The 19,308-nt window shown below is 67.7% G+C and carries 16 protein-coding genes; 6 read left to right on the top strand and 10 right to left on the bottom strand.

The annotated features are described in order from the left end of the window. Positions 1-231 precede the first annotated feature (231 nt). Positions 232-1,689, bottom strand: a complete 1,458-nt coding sequence (locus AC1DGD_RS08610) for a benzaldehyde dehydrogenase (protein ID WP_476856536.1) — start codon at positions 1,687-1,689, stop codon at positions 232-234. 188 nt (positions 1,690-1,877) lie between these two features. On the opposite strand from AC1DGD_RS08610, the gene AC1DGD_RS08605 reads away from it, so the two are divergent. Beyond that, positions 1,878-2,435: a flavodoxin domain-containing protein gene (locus AC1DGD_RS08605; RefSeq protein WP_476856535.1), complete on the top strand. Its 558-nt coding sequence runs from the start codon at positions 1,878-1,880 to the stop codon at positions 2,433-2,435. A 3-nt stretch (positions 2,436-2,438) separates the two neighbouring features. On the opposite strand, the gene AC1DGD_RS08600 is transcribed toward AC1DGD_RS08605, so the two are convergent. The 6 genes from AC1DGD_RS08600 to AC1DGD_RS08575 form a co-directional block, all read right to left on the bottom strand. Next, complete coding sequence (locus AC1DGD_RS08600; protein WP_476856534.1) at positions 2,439-3,152, bottom strand: hypothetical protein; 714 nt, start codon at positions 3,150-3,152, stop codon at positions 2,439-2,441. A 76-nt stretch (positions 3,153-3,228) separates the two neighbouring features. After that, positions 3,229-3,867 (bottom strand): hypothetical protein, encoded by a 639-nt coding sequence (locus AC1DGD_RS08595; protein WP_476856533.1) that lies wholly within the window; start codon positions 3,865-3,867, stop codon positions 3,229-3,231. Positions 3,868-4,203: 336 nt separating this feature from the next. Beyond that, on the bottom strand, positions 4,204-4,425 hold the full coding sequence (locus AC1DGD_RS08590; protein ID WP_476856532.1) for a hypothetical protein: 222 nt from the start codon (positions 4,423-4,425) through the stop codon (positions 4,204-4,206). An 866-nt stretch (positions 4,426-5,291) separates the two neighbouring features. Next, on the bottom strand, positions 5,292-6,851 hold the full coding sequence (locus AC1DGD_RS08585; protein ID WP_476856531.1) for an FAD-dependent oxidoreductase: 1,560 nt from the start codon (positions 6,849-6,851) through the stop codon (positions 5,292-5,294). Next, the gene (locus AC1DGD_RS08580) at positions 6,848-9,139 is read right to left on the bottom strand and encodes a molybdopterin oxidoreductase family protein (protein WP_476856530.1); all 2,292 of its coding nucleotides are present in this window, start codon (positions 9,137-9,139) and stop codon (positions 6,848-6,850) included. Before AC1DGD_RS08580 ends, AC1DGD_RS08585 begins: the two co-directional genes overlap by 4 nt. A 1-nt stretch (position 9,140) precedes the next feature. Then, positions 9,141-10,532 (bottom strand): MFS transporter, encoded by a 1,392-nt coding sequence (locus tag AC1DGD_RS08575; RefSeq protein WP_476849155.1) that lies wholly within the window; start codon positions 10,530-10,532, stop codon positions 9,141-9,143. A gap of 319 nt (positions 10,533-10,851) precedes the next feature. Here AC1DGD_RS08575 and AC1DGD_RS08570 point away from each other — a divergent pair, with 319 nt between their 5' ends. Then, positions 10,852-12,264, top strand: a complete 1,413-nt coding sequence (locus AC1DGD_RS08570) for an MFS transporter (protein ID WP_476856529.1) — start codon at positions 10,852-10,854, stop codon at positions 12,262-12,264. A 74-nt stretch (positions 12,265-12,338) separates the two neighbouring features. Here the strand turns inward: AC1DGD_RS08570 and AC1DGD_RS08565 are convergent, their stop codons facing one another. The 3 genes from AC1DGD_RS08565 to AC1DGD_RS08555 all read right to left on the bottom strand — a co-directional run bounded on the left by AC1DGD_RS08565 (position 12,339) and on the right by AC1DGD_RS08555 (position 15,901). Further along, positions 12,339-13,070: a glutamine amidotransferase gene (locus tag AC1DGD_RS08565; RefSeq protein ID WP_476856528.1), complete on the bottom strand. Its 732-nt coding sequence runs from the start codon at positions 13,068-13,070 to the stop codon at positions 12,339-12,341. Between the two features lie 95 nt (positions 13,071-13,165). Then, the gene (locus AC1DGD_RS08560; RefSeq protein WP_476856527.1) at positions 13,166-15,019 is read right to left on the bottom strand and encodes an acetyl/propionyl/methylcrotonyl-CoA carboxylase subunit alpha; all 1,854 of its coding nucleotides are present in this window, start codon (positions 15,017-15,019) and stop codon (positions 13,166-13,168) included. Positions 15,020-15,166: 147 nt separating this feature from the next. Continuing rightward, complete coding sequence (locus tag AC1DGD_RS08555) at positions 15,167-15,901, bottom strand: Maf family protein (protein WP_476856526.1); 735 nt, start codon at positions 15,899-15,901, stop codon at positions 15,167-15,169. Positions 15,902-16,035: 134 nt separating this feature from the next. Here AC1DGD_RS08555 and AC1DGD_RS08550 point away from each other — a divergent pair, with 134 nt between their 5' ends. From AC1DGD_RS08550 to AC1DGD_RS08535, 4 genes are all read left to right on the top strand, one after another. Next, positions 16,036-16,203: a hypothetical protein gene (locus tag AC1DGD_RS08550; protein ID WP_223914108.1), complete on the top strand. Its 168-nt coding sequence runs from the start codon at positions 16,036-16,038 to the stop codon at positions 16,201-16,203. Further along, positions 16,200-16,940, top strand: a complete 741-nt coding sequence (locus AC1DGD_RS08545) for a cytochrome b N-terminal domain-containing protein (protein WP_476856525.1) — start codon at positions 16,200-16,202, stop codon at positions 16,938-16,940. Before AC1DGD_RS08550 ends, AC1DGD_RS08545 begins: the two co-directional genes overlap by 4 nt. After that, a complete protein-coding gene (locus AC1DGD_RS08540; RefSeq protein ID WP_476856524.1) occupies positions 16,937-17,890 on the top strand; it encodes a hypothetical protein in 954 nt (317 codons plus the stop codon). Before AC1DGD_RS08545 ends, AC1DGD_RS08540 begins: the two co-directional genes overlap by 4 nt. An 82-nt stretch (positions 17,891-17,972) precedes the next feature. Continuing rightward, positions 17,973-19,308: HNH endonuclease (locus tag AC1DGD_RS08535; RefSeq protein ID WP_476856523.1), on the top strand; the 1,336-nt coding region annotated here is incomplete at its 3' end.

Here is a 19,308-nt window from a genome sequence, read left to right as displayed (position 1 = left end):
AAAGGCGGGCATTCGAACTTAGCGGCATGAAGGATCCTCGGGACCAGCCGGAACACAGGGAGCCGTAGCCGGCCCGGCGCTGGGGGCGGTGCACTTCGGGCTGACGGGCGGACCGGCTCCGGCCATCGTGCGGGCAGATCGGGGCGAATGACCGCCGGACATTCGCCCCGATCTGCCCGCGGAGTCCGGCTCCGCGCCATCTGCGGCGTGGAACTCCCGCATTTACCCGGCCTAAAACGGGTACGGCGCGATGTCCGGCCGCACGGTCAGCCACTGGATTTCCGTGAAGGATTCCATGTTGGCGTGATGGCCGCCGATCCGCGAGCCGTTGCCCGAGTTCTTGACCCCGCCGAAGGGCGAGTTGGCCTCGTCGGATACGGTCTGTTCGTTGATGTGGACCTTGCCGGAGTCGAGCCGGTCGGCGATCGTCATGGCCATGCCGACGTCGCCAAGAATCCCGATGGAGAGCCCGTATTCGTTGTCGTTGGCCAGGGCCACGGCCTCGTCCACGGTGGAGAACTTCATCACCGGCGCCACGGGGCCGAAGATTTCGTCCTTCCACGCAGGGCTGGCGAGGTCGAGGTCGGCGAGCACGGTGGGCTGGTAGAAGCGGCCGTCGTGGCTGCCGCCGGCGGCCAGGCGCGCGCCGCCCTGCACCGCGTCCTGAACGATCGTGTCCACCCGGTGGAGCTGCTTCTCGTCGATTACCGGGCCCAGCGCCACTGTTCCGCTCTTTGGGTCGCCTACCGGTAGATGGCGGGCCTTTTCCGCCAGGGCGCTGACGTAGTCCTCGTAGATGTCCTCGTGCACGATATGCCGGCCGGACGCCATGCAGATCTGACCCTGGTGCATGAAGGAGCCAAACGCGGCGGCGGAGACAGCTTTGGGGAGGTCGACGCCGGGCAGCACGATCATTGCGTTGTTCCCACCGAGTTCCAGGTGGGCGCGCTTGAGCAGCCGGCCGGCCGCCTCGCCCACTTTGCGCCCTGCCGCCGTCGACCCCGTGAAGGCGATGACGCGGACCTCGGGTGCCTCTACGACGGCCGAGCCGATCTCGGCGCCGCCGGGCAGCAGGGAGAGCAGGCCGGGCGGAAGACCCGCCTCCTCGAACACCCGGACCAAGGTGACGCCACCACAGACCGCAGTGCGCGGGTCCGGTTTGAGCAGGACGGCGTTGCCAAGGGCCAGCGCCGGGGCGACTGCGCGGATGGAGAGGATCAGCGGGAAGTTGAAGGGTGCAATCACCGAAACGACGCCGACGGGCCGGCGCCGGGCGAAGGACCAGCGGCTCTCGTTTGAGGTCAGCACGTCGCCAGCCGGGAGTGAGGGCAGGGCGGAGGCGTCGTAGCATTCGTTGGCCGCGATGTGGGTTTCCAGCCCGGCTTTGGGCGGGATGCCGCCGGATTCGCGGACGATCCAGGCCTGGATTTCCGCCGAGTGTTCCTCCCAGAGTTGTCCCGCGCGGCGGAGCACGGCGGCGCGGTCTTCCGGGTTGCGGGCGGCCCAGTCCTTTTGCGCTTTCGCGGCTACCGCGGCGGCTTCGCGGACATCCTCCACGGAGGCCACGCCATAGCGGCCCAGCGTTTCTCCGGTGGCTGGTTCGACGGCGTCACCGGTCCCGCCGCGCCCGGGCCGCCAGCTGCTGAGGTAGATCTTGCCGTCCCAGAGGGCGGAGTCGAGCAGGGACATGTTGCGTCCTTTCATCGAGGGTTCTGCTTGTGTACCGGCCGGTCGAAACAGAACCGCACCGGGCCTTCGTCCATCTCATGTCGGTAGGCCGCCGCCGTCAAGAGTGCGGGCGTCAAGAGGGCCGTGCGTCGCCGCCCGCGGGACCTTCGGCCGTAGTGCGTCACAGCCGGGCGAGGTCAACTTGGCACATGGCCAAAATCTATATCCCCTACGGGACAGTCGAAGGACAAACCGCGCAGATCGTGGAGTACATCGCCGAGGTGGTCCGGGCGAACGGGCACCAGGCGGAGACGGCGGACCTCAAGCATTCCCCGGACCCTCTTCCGGGCGGCTATGACGGCGTGATCGTGGCGGCCTCGGTGCACGTGGGAAAGCACGAGGGGTACGTCACGGACTTCGTGAAGAAGAACCGCGGTGAGCTCGAACGCTTGCCGTCGGCCCTGGTTTCGGTGAGCATGGCCGCCCACGGAGACGAGCAGACCGCGGAGGGCTACGTGGAGAAGTTCGAGCAGGACACAGGGTGGCGGCCCGCGCACGTCGGGTTGTTCGCCGGCGCCGTGCTTTATACCCATTACGGGTTCATCAAGAAGCACGTCATGAAGAAGATCGCCGGCGACAAGGGATCCCCGGACACGGACACCTCCCGTGACTACGTGTACACCGAGTGGGATGGCGTCCGGCGCTTCACGGAGGACTTCCTGGCCCGGTTGCCCGAGCCGCCCGCCGAGCCGCCCGCCCAGCCGTAGGACTCAGGAGTAGGCGTACGGCGGAACCGTGTCGCCGGGGGCAAATGGCCGGAACCAGTGCTCGAAACCCAGGCTCCCGACGTCGGTTCCGTCGTCGCCTCCGTCGTTGGGGCCGCCGTCGGCGTCGTCGGCGTACAGTGCGTCACTTTCGGCGTCCTCCAGCAGCACTTCCTCGACGGCGGCACGCCAGTCCTCCGGAAGGTCGAGTTCGTAGATGTCCTCGGTGATTTCCGCCTGGTCGAGCAGGCAGCGGACGGCGAGTTCCGCCGCCAGGCAGCCGGGGGCGGTCCAGCCCCTGACCAGGCACGCGGTGATGTCGGCTGCGACCACGATGAATTTCTGGGTGAATTTCGCGTCGTAGCCGGCGGCGAACTGTGGCGGCAGCGAGGACAGGACCGAGGTCCCGGCAATGTCGGTGGGAGTGGCTAGATCCAGCGTGCTGAGCGTTCCGAGATCGCGGAACAGTTGGTCGATGAGGATGCTCGACGAGTTCCACAGGAGTCCGGCCAGCAGGCGGGTCTGGCCCACGGCTTTGCGCCGGGCTTCGGGGGAGACGGCGGCCATCTCGGCCAGGTCCTCGGGATCAAACTGGAGCCGCTGCTCGGCCGTCATGTCGTCCGGGTGGGGGTCAAGCCCGAGCAGTTCCAGGCTCAGCCCGGTCAGCTTCCCGGCGTCGGCCAGCAGTTCTTCGGTGATGTCGTCGTCGTCGGCGCTCATGGCCCCGATGCTACCCGCCGTTTGCCCGCGGCCCGATTTGCGTTACGCGGCCGGGTTTGGCGGCGGTGCGGCAGCCTCAGGCGGCCGCCGGGTGAATGGTTCCCGACGTCGAACCCGCCCTGGCCATCCGGGCGGACAGCAGATAGGCGATCCCGCAGGCCAGGGGAACCAGGCTGGCGGCGATMAGCGATCCGACCGCACCCGACCTTCCGATGATCGTGATCAACAGCGGCAACACCCCCAGGCCCGCCAGCAGCCAGCCGGCCAGTGCGGTGACTTTCAGGCCGAGGATTGCGGCCGGGAACGCCAGCGCGAGAACGCTGACGGCGATGAGAGGGCCGTTGTCGGTGAGGAAGGCGCTCAGGGCAGCGGGGTCGAAGGCGAGCCACACGCACGCGGCAATGAAGGCCGAGGCGAGGGCGAGCAGCAGGGGAGCGGTTGCCGCCGGCCAGAACCAGGCCGAGACCGCGAGGATGAGCATCGGAACCACCCAGGCGAGCGTGATCAGCGTTCCGGTTGTTCCGCCCGGGTCCTGCATGGCGAAGCCGCCGATGAAGATTCCCCCGATGATGGTGAACGCCGCCATGACGGCCGCTCCGGTGCGCGTCAGCGCGGCCGCCCGCCGGTGCGGATCCTTTTCGCGGGACATGACAACACCCATCACGACGGCGAACACAACGATCGCGCCGAGCGCCAAAATGACCGGGACGTTCATGGGATGCCTCCTGCGGCTGAACGGAACCTACGTTTATTGCAGCCCCGACCCTCGGCCGTGCCAAGGGGAGAAAGGCCCGCTTCGGGGCGCAGGGCGGTGCTGAGTGCAGTGAACTCCGGGCTGCCCGATTATTGTTCAACCCAGATGGCGTGGGACAGCCGAACCGTATGTGGCAACTTGGCCTGCCCCGCAGTCCGGGGTGGCCGGACGCACTATACCGCGAGGGGAATGGGATGCACCTCGTCCGCAGGGTGACCCGTGCGTTCATGAATGCGCTTCACAGCATCCGCGGCTTTAATGTTCCTCTTCGGGGGAATGGTGACCGCCAGCTCCAAGTTACAGACGGTTAAACTCCTGCTGCCACCGTGCCTTATCCCACCTCTCCTGCAGCTTTCGGTCCATGGTCCATTTACTCTCCCATGTGTCGAAGTTGGCCTTGAAGGTGGGCACGTAGTAATTGGACCCCTTGCGGTGGGTTCTCTTCTTGAGTCTCAGCAAGAGGCCGAGCAGGATCCACACTGCGATGAGAATTACGACCAGGAAGAATATTGTCTCCACGGGCAACCAGTCCTCGAAGGGGTTTAATGCCCCCAGTTTAATCCAAGTAGCGCCGGATAACGAAGCATGCCGCTTCCCACCGGCAGTGCCACTGCCCGTACCGTTGTCGCACGAACAGGAGTTCTGTTCGCCGGTAGGGAAAACAGCTGAGACCTTCGTCCATCTAAGCCCCCCAAGTGTCGCAAGCGTGCGTCTGACTGACAATGGCCGGACTCGGACTTGCCCGACGTGCGGTTACAGCTGGCGGGCGGTTGGTGCACTGCGTTTCAACAAGGTCCGGGCTGCCCGGTATGTGTTCACTTCGGTATGGCTTGGAAGGCCGAGTGGCCTTAGCGGAGCGCAACCGGCCAGAGCCCTCACCGTTGGTCGGGGCCCTCCTCAATGATGGCCAGACCAGCTTGGAGTTCTCTTCGGGTGCGCGGGTCTTCCTTGCGCGCCGCCGTGCTCAAACCACGGGAGTAAGGCCTCTACCTCCTGGCGTCAACCAAAGGCATAATGTCGCCATGTGGATCCCCGCCCTATTTCTCATCTTGGTCGTCATCGGGATACTGGTCACTTATTGGCAACTCACCCTGACAGGACTCTTCATCTGGGCGCTTGTGGCCTGGAAGAGGCACCACACAGCCGACACACGGTCGAGCTACCCCCGGAAGCCCGTCCCGACCCGGCCTGTGGCCAAGCAGGTCCAGACCCGCCCCAGACCCAAGCCTGTGCAGACCCGGCCTGAGCCCACGCACAGGTCCAAGCCTGCCCGCGAGATACCAGCGCTCGAATATCTGCCCAGGTGGACTGCGGACCGCCGGTTGGAAGCGGGCCTCGAGCATGCCCAGTGGCAGAGGAACTTCGATAACCCAGCGGGTTAGTACTCAGGCAGCCGCCCCCTGAAAGTGGGCCTCGATGATGCCCTTGATGTCCTCGTGGCAGCCGCCGCAGCCCGTGCCGGCGCGGGTGGACGCCGATACCTCGGACACCGTTCCGCAGCCCTCGGATACGGCAGTGGCAATGGCCGTTCCACTGACACCGGCGCACCGGCAGACCGTCCGGGCAGGGTCGGCGGCACCAGGGGAAGCGACCTGGTCCGGGCCGTCCAGGCGCAGCAGTAGCGACCGGTCGGCGGGAAGTTCCGCGCCGCGTTCGAAGAGCTGCACCAGCTCGGCAGAGGTGCGCGGCATGCCCACGGCCACGAGCCCTTCCAGCACGCCGGCGCGGGTGGTCATCTTGACGTAGCGGCCGTGCTCGGGGTCGGCCCACTGGGCGATCTGCAGCCGGGCCCGGCCGTTCACGGACCCGGAGCTCAAGGCTTCCTCGTCCCAGGGATCTGCGGACACGTCCCCGGCCACGGCCATGTTCATGCCGCGGGCCTTGAGCACGATCACGCCCGGCAGTTCCGCCGGCAGGGACGGCAAAGCCTCGGCCTCCGCCTCGGCGCCGGACGCCAGCAGGGTCAGATAGTCGGCGAGCCATTCGGCCTGCCGCCAGCCCGGGCCGACCAGACCGGAGGGTCCCTTCGCAGTCCGGCACTGAACGCACTCGGGGTCCGGGCAGCGGACCTCGGCGCAGTCGCCGATCGCGAAGATGTGGGGTTCGTGGTGGGCGCGGAGCTTGTGGTCCACCAGGATCCCGGCACCGGTGGAGAGCCCGCAGCCTTCCGCCAGTTCGGTCCGCGGCCGGACACCGCAGGAGAGAACCAGGAGGTCGCCGTCGATCGCGGAGCCGTCATCCAGCAGCAAGGCGGAGAAGCCGCCGTCGGGCGCGTTGTGTTCGACGCCGACCGAGCGGGCGTTGCCGGCCACCCGCACGCCGCAGTTCCGCAGGGAAGCCGCGAGCACGGCGCCCCCGCCGCGGTCGATGTTCCGGCCCAGGGGATGCGGGCCGTTGTGCACCACGGTGACCGTGGCGCCTTCCTCGGCCGCGGCGAGGGCCGTCTCCAGGCCCAGCACCCCGCCGCCCAGGACCACCACGCGCTTGCCGCCGGCCACGGCAGAGTGCAGCACGGACGCGTCGCGGAGATCGCGCAAGGCGGTCACGCCCGGCGGCAGCACCGGCGCGGCCGGGTCCGGGTTGAGCCCGGTCAGGTTCGGGATGACCGGCCGTGAACCGGTCGCGAAGACGAGGCGCTCGTAGCCGGGGGAGGTGCCGTCGCTCAACAAAACCCGCTGACGGGCGCGGTCCACGCGGCGGACGCGGACGCCCAGCCGGACATCGACGCCGTCGGCCACCAGTGCCGCCGCGTCCGCGAGGGCCAGCGCGGCCGGCGTCGTCCGGCCGACGCCAAGATCCGCCACCAGCACACGGTTGTACGCCGCCTCGGATTCTTCGCCGACCACGGTCAGGTGCGCGATGCCGCTGCGCACGGCCGGCAGCAGCTCGTCGATCAGCCTCGCGGCGACGGGACCGAAGCCCACCACCACAATCCGCTCAGTCATGAGGTCTCCTCTGCTTGAAGAAGGCGGGCTGGAACGCCGCTGTGCTTGCCGGCCAGGGCATCCAGGGAAGCTGACGGGCGGATCCACACCTTGCTGGTCTTGAACTCGGGCATCCCGGAAATAGGGTCCGTGGCCGCCTCTGTGAGCCGGTTGGCGCTCTCGATCTCCGGGAAGTGGAACGGCAGGAACACCGTCTCCGGCCGGATGTCCGTGCTCAGTTCGGCGCGGCAGCTGACCACGCCGCGTTCGTTGGAAATCGAGACGTAGTCGCCGTCGGCGATGCCCTGGGCGGCGGCCGCGGCGGGATGGAGCTGGAGCCGCGCCTCCCGCTGGGCTTCGGCCAGGGCGGCCACCCGGCGGGTCTGCGCGCCGGACTGGTAGTGCTCCATCAGGCGGCCGGTAATGAGGGTCATCGGCGTGCCGGGACGATCGTCGCCGGCTCGGTCGTCCCGCTGGTCCGCCCGGCGGTCCGCCGCGGACGGGACGCCCGCAGAAGAAGAACGACGCCGGGGCGTCACCGGCGTGAACACTGCCCGGCCGCCCGCATGGGCGAAGGCGTCCAGGAAGAGCCGCGGCGTGCCTGCGCTCCCGGCGGGGTAGGGCCAGTAGGGGGCCTCGCCGCGGTCCAGCATGGCGTAGTCGATCCCGGAGTAGTCGGCCAGGCCGCCGGAGGAAGCGAGCCGGAGCTCCTCGAACACTGTTTCCGGATCCTCGCTGAAGGTGGAGGGCGCGTGCAGCATTTCGGCCAGCCGGGTCATGATCCACAGCTCGCTGCGGACACCGGGCGGGGGAGTGAGGGCCCGGCGGCGGCGGAGCACGCGGCCCTCGAGGTTGGTGAGGGTTCCTTCTTCCTCGGCCCACTGGGTCACCGGCAGGACCAGGTCCGCCTCGGCGGCGGTCTCGGAGAGGAAGAAGTCGCACACCACCAGGAAGTCCAGGCTGCGCAGGCCCGCGATCACGGCATTCGCATCCGGGGCGGACACCGCCACGTTGGCGCCGTGCACGAAGAGGCACCGGACGCCGTCGGGCTGTCCCAGCGACTTGAGCAGTTCGACGGCGGGGAGGCCGGGGCCGGGAATCAGGGGTTCAGGCACGCCCCACACCCTGGCCATGTGAGCGCGTGCGGCGGGGTCGGTGATCTTCCGGTAGCCGGGGAGCTGGTCCGCCTTCTGGCCGTGTTCGCGGCCGCCCTGGCCGTTGCCCTGGCCGGTGAGCGTGCCGTAGCCGCTGCGCGCGGAGCCCGGCAGGCCCAGCAGGAGGGAGAGGTTAATGGCGGCCGTGGCGGTGTCAGTGCCGTCCACGTGCTGTTCGACGCCGCGGCCGGTGAGGATGTAGCTGCCGCCCTTGCCGGCGCCGTCGGCCAGCCGCCGGGCGGTTTCACGGATCAGCCCGGCGGGGACGCCGGTGATCGACTGGACCCGTTCGGGCCAAAAGCTTCCGACGCTGCGGACCGCGGCGTCATAACCCGTGGTCCGGTCCGCGATGTATCGCGCGTCCGCGAGGCCCTCGTGGATCACCGCGTGGGAGATGCCCAGGAGCAGGGCGAGGTCGGTGCCGGGCAGCGGCTGCAGGTGCAGCCCGCCGCCGTCGGAGGTGAAGGCGGCGGTGGCGGAGCGCCGGGGGTCGACGACGATCAGGCCGCCGGCGTCGCGCGCCCCCTGGAGGTGCTGGACGAAGGGCGGCATGGTCTCGGCAACGTTGGAGCCGAGCATCAGGATGGTGCTGGCGGTGTCGAGGTCCGCGAGCGGAAACGGGAGCCCGCGGTCCAGGCCGAAGGCGCGCATGCCGGCCGCGGCGGCCGAGGACATGCAGAACCGCCCGTTGTAGTCGATCCGTGAGGTGCCCAAAGCCAGCCTGGCGAACTTGCCCAGCTGGTAGGCCTTCTCATTGGTGAGGCCGCCGCCGCCAAACACGCCGACGGCGTCAGCCCCGTGCTCGAGGCGGGCCTGCTTTACGGCGGAGACGATCCGCATGAGGGCCTCGTCCCAGCTGACCGGGTGGTGGACGCCGTCGGCGCCCTTCAGCAGGGGCTCCGTGACGCGGCCCGGGTGGTCCAGCAACGAGGCGGAGGTCCAGCCCTTGCGGCACAAGCCGCCGCGGTTGGTGGGGAAGTCCCGTCCGGCGACTGTCAGGAGCGGCGCGGACGTTGGGGTAGTGGCGGGGCCCGGTGCAGCGTCTACGGGGTCTGACCCCGGCTGGACAGCCGGGGTCAGAGCCGCTGGAGATGTGAGCGTCATGGCGCACTGCAGAGCGCAGTAAGGGCAGTGCGTGTCGGCGCTTTTGGTCATGTTAGACGTGTCCCATCGCATTTCGGTTGGCGTTGCGGATGTAGCAGAACCAGCAGACCACCAGCATCAGCACGTAGGCCCCCACGAAGCCGTAGAACGCCGAGGTGTAGGAACCGCTGGCGGTGTTGGAGGCGTTGAGGACCTGGGGGATGATGAATCCGCCGTAGGCGCCGATGGCCGAGATCAGGCCGAGGGCCGAGGACGCGAGCCGCTGGGTGGTGTGCGTGCTGGCCCCGGCGCGGGCGGCCCGGCTGGAGGTGGCGAAGATGATCGGGATCATGCGGTAGGTGGCGCCGTTTCCGAAGCCGCTGGCAGTGAAGAGGAGCAGGAACAGGAAGAGGAAGAGCCAGAAGTTCTTCAGCGGCAGGGTCCAGAGCATGGTGAGGGTGATGACGGCCATGGCGGCGAAGGCGGCGACGGTCATGCGGGCCCCGCCCATCCGGTCTGCCATGCGTCCGCCGTACGGGCGGGCCAGGGACCCGACCAGCGGGCCGAGGAAGGCCAGGGACAGGGCCACGGTGCCGACGGAGATGGAGGAAAATGCCGGGAAGTAGTCCTTGATGAGCTTGGGGAAGACGCCGGCGAAGCCGATGAAGGAGCCGAAGGTGCCGATGTACAGCAGCGCCATGATCCACAGGTGCGGCTCTTTGACCGCGGCCAGCGAACCTGCGACGTCGCCCTTGGCGCTGGTGAGGTTGTTCATGTACTTCCAGGCACCAAAGGCTGCCAGCAGGATCAGCGGAACCCACATGAACCCTGCGACGGGCAGGTTCACGGTGCCGGCTGCCAGCAGGGTGATGGCGATCGGCACGGCCAGCTGTGCGACGGCGGCACCGAGGTTTCCGCCGGCGGCGTTCAGGCCCAGGGCCCAGCCCTTTTCCCGTGCGGGGTAGAAGAAGGTGATGTTCGCCATCGAGCTGGCGAAGTTGCCGCCGCCGAAGCCGGCCAGCGCGGCCACGAACAGCATGACGCCGAACGGGGTGGCCGGGTTGGCGACGCACAGGCCCAGGCCGATCGTGGGGATCAGCAGCAACAGGGCGGACACGATGGTCCAGTTGCGGCCGCCGAAGCGGGGAACCATGAACGTGTAGGGGATCCGGAGCGTGGCGCCGACGAGGCTTGGCATGGAGATCAGCCAGAAGATCTCGTTGGTAGAGAATTTGAAGCCGGCGGAGGGAAGCTGGACCACCACGATCGACCACAGCTGCCAGACCACGAAGCCCAGGAACTCGGCGAAGATGGACCAGTTCAGGTTGCGCCGGGCGATCGAGCGGCCGGCCGACTCCCACTGCTCCTTGTTTTCCGCATCCCAGTTGGCGATCCAGCGGCCGGGCCGGTGGTCGAGGGTAAGGGTGCCGCCGGTACTGGCGGCGCCGACCTCTGCGGTGCCGATTTCGGCGGTGCGTTCAGCAGTCACTTGGGAGACCTCCTTGGGGGGTGATGTCCTTCAAAGGTAGGGACGCCGCGTTTCCGGGACGGACGCGGTTTATTAACGCGCTGTGACTTTTGCCTATCGGGGCTTTTATGACGGTGTGAGAATAGGTGTGACGACCACCACGTGAGACAACGACACGAAGTCCAAATAGCGGACTATTTGTCCATTGACTGGACGGTGGGAACTATTATCAGACGTATACGAATCCCTAGCCGGCGGTCCCGGGCATCGGGCTCTTGGGGAAATATCCGACCGGTCTTCATGAAAGCGTTACTACATGTCATCCACTGCCACCTCCGCGGAGCATGGGTCCACCAAGCAGGTGAATTCGCGCGGCCGCGTGATTGTCGCCAGCCTGATCGGTACCACCGTCGAGTTCTATGACTTCTACGTTTACGCCACTGCGGCCGTGCTCGTTTTCCCGAAGCTCTTCTTCCCCGGGCAGAACGAGACGACCCAGCTGCTGGCATCCTTCGCCGTGTTCGGCGTCGCCTTCATCGCCCGCCCGCTCGGCTCGGTCATCTTCGGCCACTTCGGTGACAAGTTCGGCCGCAAGGGCACGCTCGTGGCCTCGCTGCTGACCATGGGCATTGCCACCTTCCTGATCGGCTGCCTGCCGACGGCAACCGTCCCTGGCTGGACCTTCCTGGCCCCGGCACTCCTCGTGGTCCTGCGCTTCTGCCAGGGCCTGGCCCTCGGCGGCGAATGGAGCGGTGCGGCGCTGCTGGCGACCGAAAACGCCCCGTCGAACAAGCGGGCCATCTACGGCACGTTCCCGCAACTGGGGGCCCCGATCGGCTTCATCATCGCCAACGTGATCTTCCTGGTCTTCAGCTACACCCTGACGCCGGAGGCCTTCATGGAATGGGGTTGGCGGGTGCCGTTCCTGCTTAGTGCCGTCATGGTCATCATCGGCCTCTATGTTCGGCTCAAGCTGATCGAAACCCCCGCTTTCACCAAGGTCCTCGAATCCAATGAGGTTGCCAAGCTGCCGCTGGCACGGGTCTTCAAGACCAGCTGGCGCCCGCTGATCCTTGGCACGTTCATCATGCTCGCCACCTACGTGCTCTTCTACCTGATGACCACGTTCACGCTGACCTACGGCACCCGGGCGTCCAGCCTGGACACGGCGAAGGCCGCCGCCGAAAAGGCCGGCAAGCCGATGACCGAGGCCGCTGCCGCTGCGTTCGTCCCGGGCCTGGGCTACAGCCGGAACGATTTCCTCTGGATGCTGATCGCCGGTGTCGTATTCTTCGGTATCTTCACGCTGGTCTCCGGCCCGCTGGCCGAAAAATTCGGCCGCCGCAAGATGCTGATTGTTGTAACTTTCGGCATCCTCGCCTTCGGCCTGCTGTTCGTTCCGCTGTTCAGCGCCGGATTCGTGGGCGCCATGGCATTGCTGATCATCGGCTTCTCGCTCATGGGCCTGACGTTCGGTCCCATGGGTGCGCTCCTGCCGGAGTTGTTCCCGGGCAATGTCCGCTACACCGGCTCCGCCATCAGCTACAACGTCTCCAGCATCCTGGGCGCTGCCGTGGCTCCGTTCATCGCCGTCTGGCTCTGGGAACTGGCCGGTGGCAGCACCGTGCTGGTGGGTGTCTACCTCGCCGCCATGGCGGTGCTGACGCTGATCGCCCTGTTCGTGAGCAAGGAAACCCGGGACCTCGACTACACCAACAACGTAGCCTGACGTCCGGCCCTCTTTCCTGACAGAGGAAGCCCGGTGTGTTCATTGAACACACCGGGCTTCTTCGTTGGCGGGGCTCAGCTCGCGTAGCGCTCCACAAAGTTCCGCAGGATCTTCATCGGTTCTGTCGCAGTGAACTGCCGGGCGTCATCCATGAGCATTTCGGCCGATTCCGGCGGGAAGTAGCCGGCATGGCGGTAGATATCGATCCTGGTCACGAGCCCTTCAGCATCGAGCTCGGGGTGGAACTGCGTGGCGTACAGGTTGGTCTTGATCCGGAACATGTGCACCGGGCAGGCGGCCGAGCTGGCCAGCAGCACCGCATGGGAGGGCAGGACGGTGCAGGCTTCCTTGTGGCCGGTGAACGCCGTAAAGCTCTCCGGCAGCCCGCGCAGGAGGGGATCCTGCAGCCCCTCCGCCGTCAGTTTGATGGTGACGCCGCCGAGCCCTTCACCGTACGTCCTGTCGATCACGGCGCCCTGGTGCAGTCCGAGGGTGCCGACGCCGTAGCAGGCGCCGAGGAACGGGAAGTCCTCGGCCACGATCCAGTCCAGCAGCCCGGCGAGTTCGCGCTCCACCCGGTGCTGGGTGGCGCTCTTGTGCTCGGCCGGGTCGCTGGACGTAAAGGGACTGCCGCCCACAATGACGCCCGAATAGTCGGACAACTCAAGCGCGGGCAGCGGGGCGGCCTCCATCCGGATGCGGTGGAGCTGCTCGGGCCGGAGACCGCAGTAGCGAAGGTAGGCGCGGTATTCGTCCTCGGCGGCGGTGTCTTCCGCGCGCGAGGCGAGGAGCAGGAATGGCTTCACACTCCAAGTCTCTACTGGCCGGTCGCGGACGCGCCAGAGGCGCGCCCGCGGCCGGCAGCGGCGCCTGCCGTCCGCCGTCGCCGTGCCGTGTGCGCTTACTCCGCGGCGCCGTCCTCGATCATGGCGATGATGGCGCCGGCGGACACGGTCTCGCCGGCCGCTGCGGCGAGGCCGATGACGATCCCGGCGCGGTGGGCGGTGAGCGGCTGTTCCATCTTCATCGCCTCGAGCACGACGACGAGATCGCCCTCGGCGACCGTGTCACCCTCGGCGACTGCCACCTTCACGATGGTCCCCTGCATGGGGGAGGTCAGGGCGTTGCCGCTCGCGGCCGCGGGTGCGCCGCCACCCCGGGAGCGCTTCTTGGCCTTGGCCGGCTTGGCGCCTCCGGCGTTGCTGACTGAGCCCAGCGACGCCGGCAGCACGACTTCCAGGCGCTTTCCGCCGACCTCGACGACGACGCGCTGGCGGTCACCGGCGTCGGCCGCTTCAGCCTCGGTGCCGGTCGGGGTCCAGGCCGGAATGTCATTGACGAAGGCCGTTTCGATCCAGCGGGTGTGGACCTTGAAGGGGCCTTCGGCCGGTGCGAAATCGGGGTTGGTGACGACCGCGAGGTCGAACGGGATGACGGTGGGGATGCCCTCCACCACCATTTCCTCCAGTGCCCGCCGGGAGCGCTGCAGGGCCTGGGCACGGGTGGCGCCGGTGACGATCAGCTTCGAGAGCATGGAGTCGAAGTTGCCGCTGATGACATCGCCCTGCTCCACGCCGGAATCGACGCGGATACCGGGACCGGTGGGGTTTTTCAGTACCGTGATGGTGCCGGGGGCGGGCATGAAGTTCCGGCCCGGGTCCTCGCCGGTGATGCGGAATTCGATCGAGTGGCCGCGGACTTCCGGGTCGCCGTAGCCGAGCTCCTCGCCGCGGGCCAGCCGGAACTGTTCGCGGACGAGGTCGATCCCGGTGACTTCCTCGGAGACGCAGTGCTCCACCTGAAGGCGGGTGTTGACCTCGAGGAAGGAGATGGTGCCGTCCTGGCCGACGAGGAATTCGCAGGTGCCTGCGCCGAGGTAGCCCGCCTCCTTGAGGATGGCCTTGGAGGATTCGTAGAGCCGGCGGTTCTGTTCCTCGGTGAGGAACGGGGCCGGGGCTTCCTCGACGAGTTTCTGGTTCCGGCGCTGGAGCGAGCAGTCGCGGGTGGAGACCACCACGACGTTGCCGTGGGCGTCGGCCAGGCACTGGGTCTCGACGTGGCGCGGGGCGTCCAGGAAGCGCTCAATGAAGCACTCGCCGCGGCCGAAGGCGGCGGTGGCCTCGCGCACGGCGGATTCGAAGAGTTCGGGGATTTCTTCGCGGGTGCGGGCCACCTTGATGCCGCGTCCGCCGCCGCCGAAGGCCGCCTTGATGGCGACGGGCAGGCCGAACTTGTCCACGAAGTCGAGGATTTCCTCGGCGGATTCGACCGGGTCGGCGGTGCCGGGGACCTGCGGGGCGCCAACCTTCTCGGCAATGTGGCGGGCCTGGACCTTGTCGCCCAGGGCAGAGATCGCTGCGGGGGAGGGGCCGATCCACGTAATGCCGGCATCGATCACCTTGGCGGCGAACTCGGCGTTCTCGGCCAGGAACCCGTACCCGGGGTGGATGGCGTCCGCGCCGGACTGGCGGGCGACGTCGATGATCTTGTCCATCACCAAGTAGGACTCCGCGGCGGTGTTGCCACCGAGCGCGTAGGCCTCGTCCGCGAGCCGGGCGTGCAGCGCGTCGCGATCGGGGTCCGCGTAGACCGCCACCGACGCGATGCCTTCATCGCGGGCGGCGCGGATGATGCGCACCGCAATTTCTCCGCGGTTGGCGATCAGCACCTTGGTCAGCCGGCGGATGCCCGCGGCTGTAGATGACTGCGTTGATCCCGGCACGGTGGGTGCGGACTGCTCCGAATTTGCTGACAAGGCGTCTCCTTCTTTCCTTCAGGGAGCCTAGCGCGGTTTTGAGGGTTCCGCCGATATTACTTGCGGATTCCGCGCGTATACGGCCCTTCCTTTGTAGGGTTGCCACAAAGGGCGGCGAATTGGCTCACTCCGCCACGCATTCCGTCGTTACTCGGCGCGGACGTCCGCCGGGTCCACAGCCCCGCCGGTCCAAAGCTCGGTGATCCCCACATTCGCCTGGCCGAGCAGGGCGCGCAGGGTGGAGATGGAGAGCCCGACGACGGTGTGGGGATCGCCGTCGACCTTGCGGATGAATGCCCCGCCGTAGCCGTCGATCGTGAAGGAGCCGGCGCACTGGAGCGGCTCGCCGGTGGCGATGTAGGTTTCGATTTCGTCAGCGCTCATCTCCATGAAGTGGACCTCGGCCGAGGACACCGAGCCCAGGGTGGCGCCGGTGCCGCGCGCGCCGTCGTCGCCGTCTGTGTCGTCGTTGGTGTCGGTGTCGGTGTCGGTGTCTGCGTCTGTGTCAGCGTCTGCGACGGCCGTGTCGCGGCAGTCCACGAGCCAGTGGCCGGTGTGCAGGACGCCCATGCTGCCGCTCATGCGGAGCATACGCTCCCGGGCGACGTCGGCCGTGTAGGGCTTTCCGTGGGCCTCGCCGTCGAACTCGAAGACCGAGTCGCAGCCGATCACGATTGCGCCGTCCGCCTCGGGCAGGGACGCGACGGCCTCTGCCTTGGCCCGGGCAAGCAACAGGGCCGTGTCATGCGGATCCGTCACGCCGTAGCGGGCCTGCACGGCGTCCTCATCCACGTCCGAGACGAGTACATCGTGGGCGATGCCGGCGTTGTGGAGCAGCTTGGTGCGGGCGGGGGACTGGGAGGCAAGAATGAGGCGGGTCACGGCTCCAGCCTAATCCACGGCAGCACAGCAACACGGGGTCCCGGAAGGGCGCCTAAACTGGGCAGAAGACCCTGTCTGCGGATACGTGACAGTGGTGGAGTTGAACCGGCATCCTAAAAAGAATCGAGCAGCTCATGTCTGGATGGCTCGTGGCAAGCGTTGGCATGGTTGGTGATGGAACATATTTTGGCTGGGACGGCTTCACCATCCAATCCGGAAACCTGATCGTGATCGTCGTGATGATCATCTTGTTCATCCTGGCCTTGGTCCTGCCTTTTCCCGGAGGGAAGCGGCGGAAATGACTGCCCCCGCAACACCGGGACACGGCGCGCAGGTCGATGAAACAGACGCCCGCACCTTGACCGGCAGGGCCCGCCGGTGGCTCCTGAGGAAGCTTCCGCCGGACAAACTCTTGCCCGAGGACCAGCCAAGCTTCGTGGCATCCTGGGCGTACGTATTCGGCATGGGGGCCATCGCGTCCCTGCTGTGGATCATCGTTTCCGGGATCGTGCTGGGACTGAACGGACCCCAGTGGTATCACGTGTCCTCGCTGGGGAGTTTCGTCAACAGCACGCATTTGTGGAGCGTGGAGTTCTTCTTCATCTTCATGGTGGTGCACCTGTGGTTGAAATTCTGGATGGCGGCCTGGCGCGGGGGCCGGATGCTGACCTGGATCACCGGCGTGATCTCCTTTGTTGTTTCCATCGTGGCGGCCTTCACCGGGTATCTGCTCCAGACGAACTTCGATTCGCAGTGGATTGCCTTTGAAGCGAAGGATGCGCTGAACGCGGTCGGCGTAGGCGCTTGGTTCAATGTGGCCAACGTCGGTCAGCTCTTCACCTGGCATGTCACGCTGCTGCCCTTGGCCGTGGGCGCTGTGGTGGTCCTGCACGTCCTGCTGGTCCGGGTCCACGGCGTTGCACCTCCACTGGATGCCGCGGAGTCCGACGCCCAGCTGCTTCACAACCGCCCGGAGGCCACCGAACCTCCGGAGGCCACCGAACCCAGGGGCACAGAATCCGGGGGCGCAGTGCAATGACCAGAAAAAACAGCAGTACCTCCTGGCGGAAGGCAGACGACGTTGCCAGCCGGCCCTGGACGGGCAGCGTCCGCGAATATGACCTCATCAAGGAACTGATCATCGGCGTTGTGGTGGTCGGCCTGCTCGTGCTCGGTGTGTCCGCCATCTTCGGGTCCCCTGATGAGCCCAGCGTGAGCCTCAAGGCGTGGGCCACGGCCGCCCCGGCGGATTTCGTTGGCACCGCTGCAAAGGAACTGGCCGGCACCAGCGATACTGCCGGATACGGGCCGCCCTACAACTCGACCCCGGACGCGACGCAGAAGATCGGCCCCGTGGACCTTCAAAGCCTCTCCGGCGTTCGCCTCCCGGTTGATACCGCCAATGACTTCGTGATCGCCCCGCTGGCGACGCTGCCGTCGCCGCCGGCAGAGCTGGCGAGCTGGACGGCCGCCACGGATCAGCAGCGCTCAGCCTGGGCAGCTGCCTATTCGGACGCCCTTGCCGCTGCGCCGGATAACGACCCGGCCCAGGTGGGCGACGGCGACTATGGCCCGGTCCCTGCACTGACCGGAGCGCTGCTGGAGATGGCGCGCCAAGGCAGTCTGGACGGCGTGCTGCAAAGCGGCGGAAACTTCTACAACATGGACTACACACGCGGCCTCCTCTTTTTGGGCGACGGCGGCTACTTCCCGGATCTTGCGGCCAGCCAACACCTCTCCGGGGATCAGTGGGGCGTGATGAACGAAACCGGCGATACGCCTGGGCAGTCCTGGTTGTGGCTCTTCTCGCTCCTTTACCAAGTGGAACCGTTCAAGAGCTCGCCTAATGCCGATGCCCTCGTCGTCGTCACGATGTTCGTGCTGACGGCGTTGCTGGCCCTGCTGCCGTTCATCCCCGGACTACGGTCGCTGCCGCGGGTGATCCCCCTCCATCGCCTGGTCTGGAAGGACTACTACCGCAACCGCTGAGTCCGCCGGCAATCCGTGACGCCTAGCTTCGGCTGAGGAGTACAGGCGCGTTATTGTCGGGGGTCCCTGAAACACTGGATTCATGGACGGCAATCAGGGGCCCGAAGTGGTTCCGGCAGGACACGGCGACGCCGGCTTCGGCCGCGCCGCGAGCGACGCCGCCGGCATTCCGGGCACCAGGGAGGCGGCCGTCGCGGGCCGGCTGGCCGCCGGGCCGGTGGGCTTAGGCTGTCCGCCCACGGACAGTGCCGGGATCATTGACCGGATCCGGGAACTGGAGGACTGGAAATCCGCCGCGTCCGCGGAACAGGCCCGGCTCGCCGTGGCCTTCGACCTGCTCCAGCGCCGCGAACAAGCCAGGCTCGGGGTCCCGGCCGAGAGGCTCGGCGCCGGGGTCGGTGCGCAGATTGCCCTGGCCCGGCGCGAATCCCCGGCCAGGGGCGGCCGGCTCCTGGGCCTGGCCAAAGCCCTCGTGACCGAGATGCCGCACACCCTCACCGCCCTGCAGACCGGGCAGCTCAACGATTGGCGCGCCACCCTGCTGGTGCGTGAAACCGCGTGCCTGAGCGCCGCGGACCGGGCCGGCGTCGACGCCGACCTCGCCGCCGATGCCGGGACGTTCGCCGGTGACCGGTCCCTGGTCGCCGCGGCCCGGGCCGCCGCGTACCGGCGTGACCCCCGCTCCGTCACCGAACGCGCCGCGCACGCCGCCAGTGAGCGGCGTGTCAGCCTCCGCCCGGCCCCCGATGCGATGACCTGCCTGACCGCCCTGCTGCCCGTGACCGCCGGCGTCGCCGTCTACAAGGCGCTGAACGGGCACGCCGACACCCTCCGCGCCGCCGGGGACCCGAGGGGCCGCGGGCAGCTGATGGCCGATGCCCTGGTCGAACGCACCACCGGCACCCCGGGCGGGATCACCGGCGTCGAAATCCAGCTCATCATCACCGACCGCACCCTCTTCCAGGGAGACGCCGAACCGGCCCGGCTCCCCGGCTACGGCACCGTCCCCGCCGCCTGGGCCCGGGAACGCATCGGCGCCGGGACGAACGCCGAGGACCGGAACTTCAACACCTGGCTCCGCCGGCTCTACACCCACCCCGGCACCGGCGAGCTCATCGCCATGGACTCCCGCGCCCGGCTCTTCCCACCCGGGCACCGCCGCTTCATCCAGGCCCGCGACGACACCTGCCGCACCCCCTACTGCGACGCCCCCATCCGCCACCTGGACCACATCGTGCCCTGGCACACCGGCGGCCCGACCACCACGGACAACGCCGCCGGACTTTGCGAAGCCTGCAACCACACCAAAGAAACCCCCGGCTGGAAAGCACGCCCCAGCCCCGAAGCCGCACCCGGATCCGCCTCGAGCATCGGCGCGAGGCACACCATCGAACTCACCACCCCCACCGGCCACACGT

The sequence above is a fragment of the Arthrobacter sp. 05T45 genome (genome assembly GCF_056395875.1).
The sequence above is the reverse complement of the archived record's forward strand: the minus strand, read 5'-3'. Positions and strand labels throughout refer to the sequence as shown.

What these genes read in the sequence shown, in the direction of transcription:
- AC1DGD_RS08610 (WP_476856536.1), bottom strand. Translation starts at nt 1,689, where the DNA reads ATGTCCCTGCTCGACTCCGCCCTCTGGGACGGCAAGATCTACCTCAGC.
- AC1DGD_RS08605 (WP_476856535.1), top strand. Translation starts at nt 1,878, where the DNA reads ATGGCCAAAATCTATATCCCCTACGGGACAGTCGAAGGACAAACCGCG.
- AC1DGD_RS08600 (WP_476856534.1), bottom strand. Translation starts at nt 3,152, where the DNA reads ATGAGCGCCGACGACGACGACATCACCGAAGAACTGCTGGCCGACGCC.
- AC1DGD_RS08585 (WP_476856531.1), bottom strand. Translation starts at nt 6,851, where the DNA reads ATGACTGAGCGGATTGTGGTGGTGGGCTTCGGTCCCGTCGCCGCGAGG.
- AC1DGD_RS08580 (WP_476856530.1), bottom strand. Translation starts at nt 9,139, where the DNA reads ATGACCAAAAGCGCCGACACGCACTGCCCTTACTGCGCTCTGCAGTGC.
- AC1DGD_RS08570 (WP_476856529.1), top strand. Translation starts at nt 10,852, where the DNA reads ATGTCATCCACTGCCACCTCCGCGGAGCATGGGTCCACCAAGCAGGTG.
- AC1DGD_RS08550 (WP_223914108.1), top strand. Translation starts at nt 16,036, where the DNA reads ATGTCTGGATGGCTCGTGGCAAGCGTTGGCATGGTTGGTGATGGAACA.
- AC1DGD_RS08545 (WP_476856525.1), top strand. Translation starts at nt 16,200, where the DNA reads ATGACTGCCCCCGCAACACCGGGACACGGCGCGCAGGTCGATGAAACA.
- AC1DGD_RS08540 (WP_476856524.1), top strand. Translation starts at nt 16,937, where the DNA reads ATGACCAGAAAAAACAGCAGTACCTCCTGGCGGAAGGCAGACGACGTT.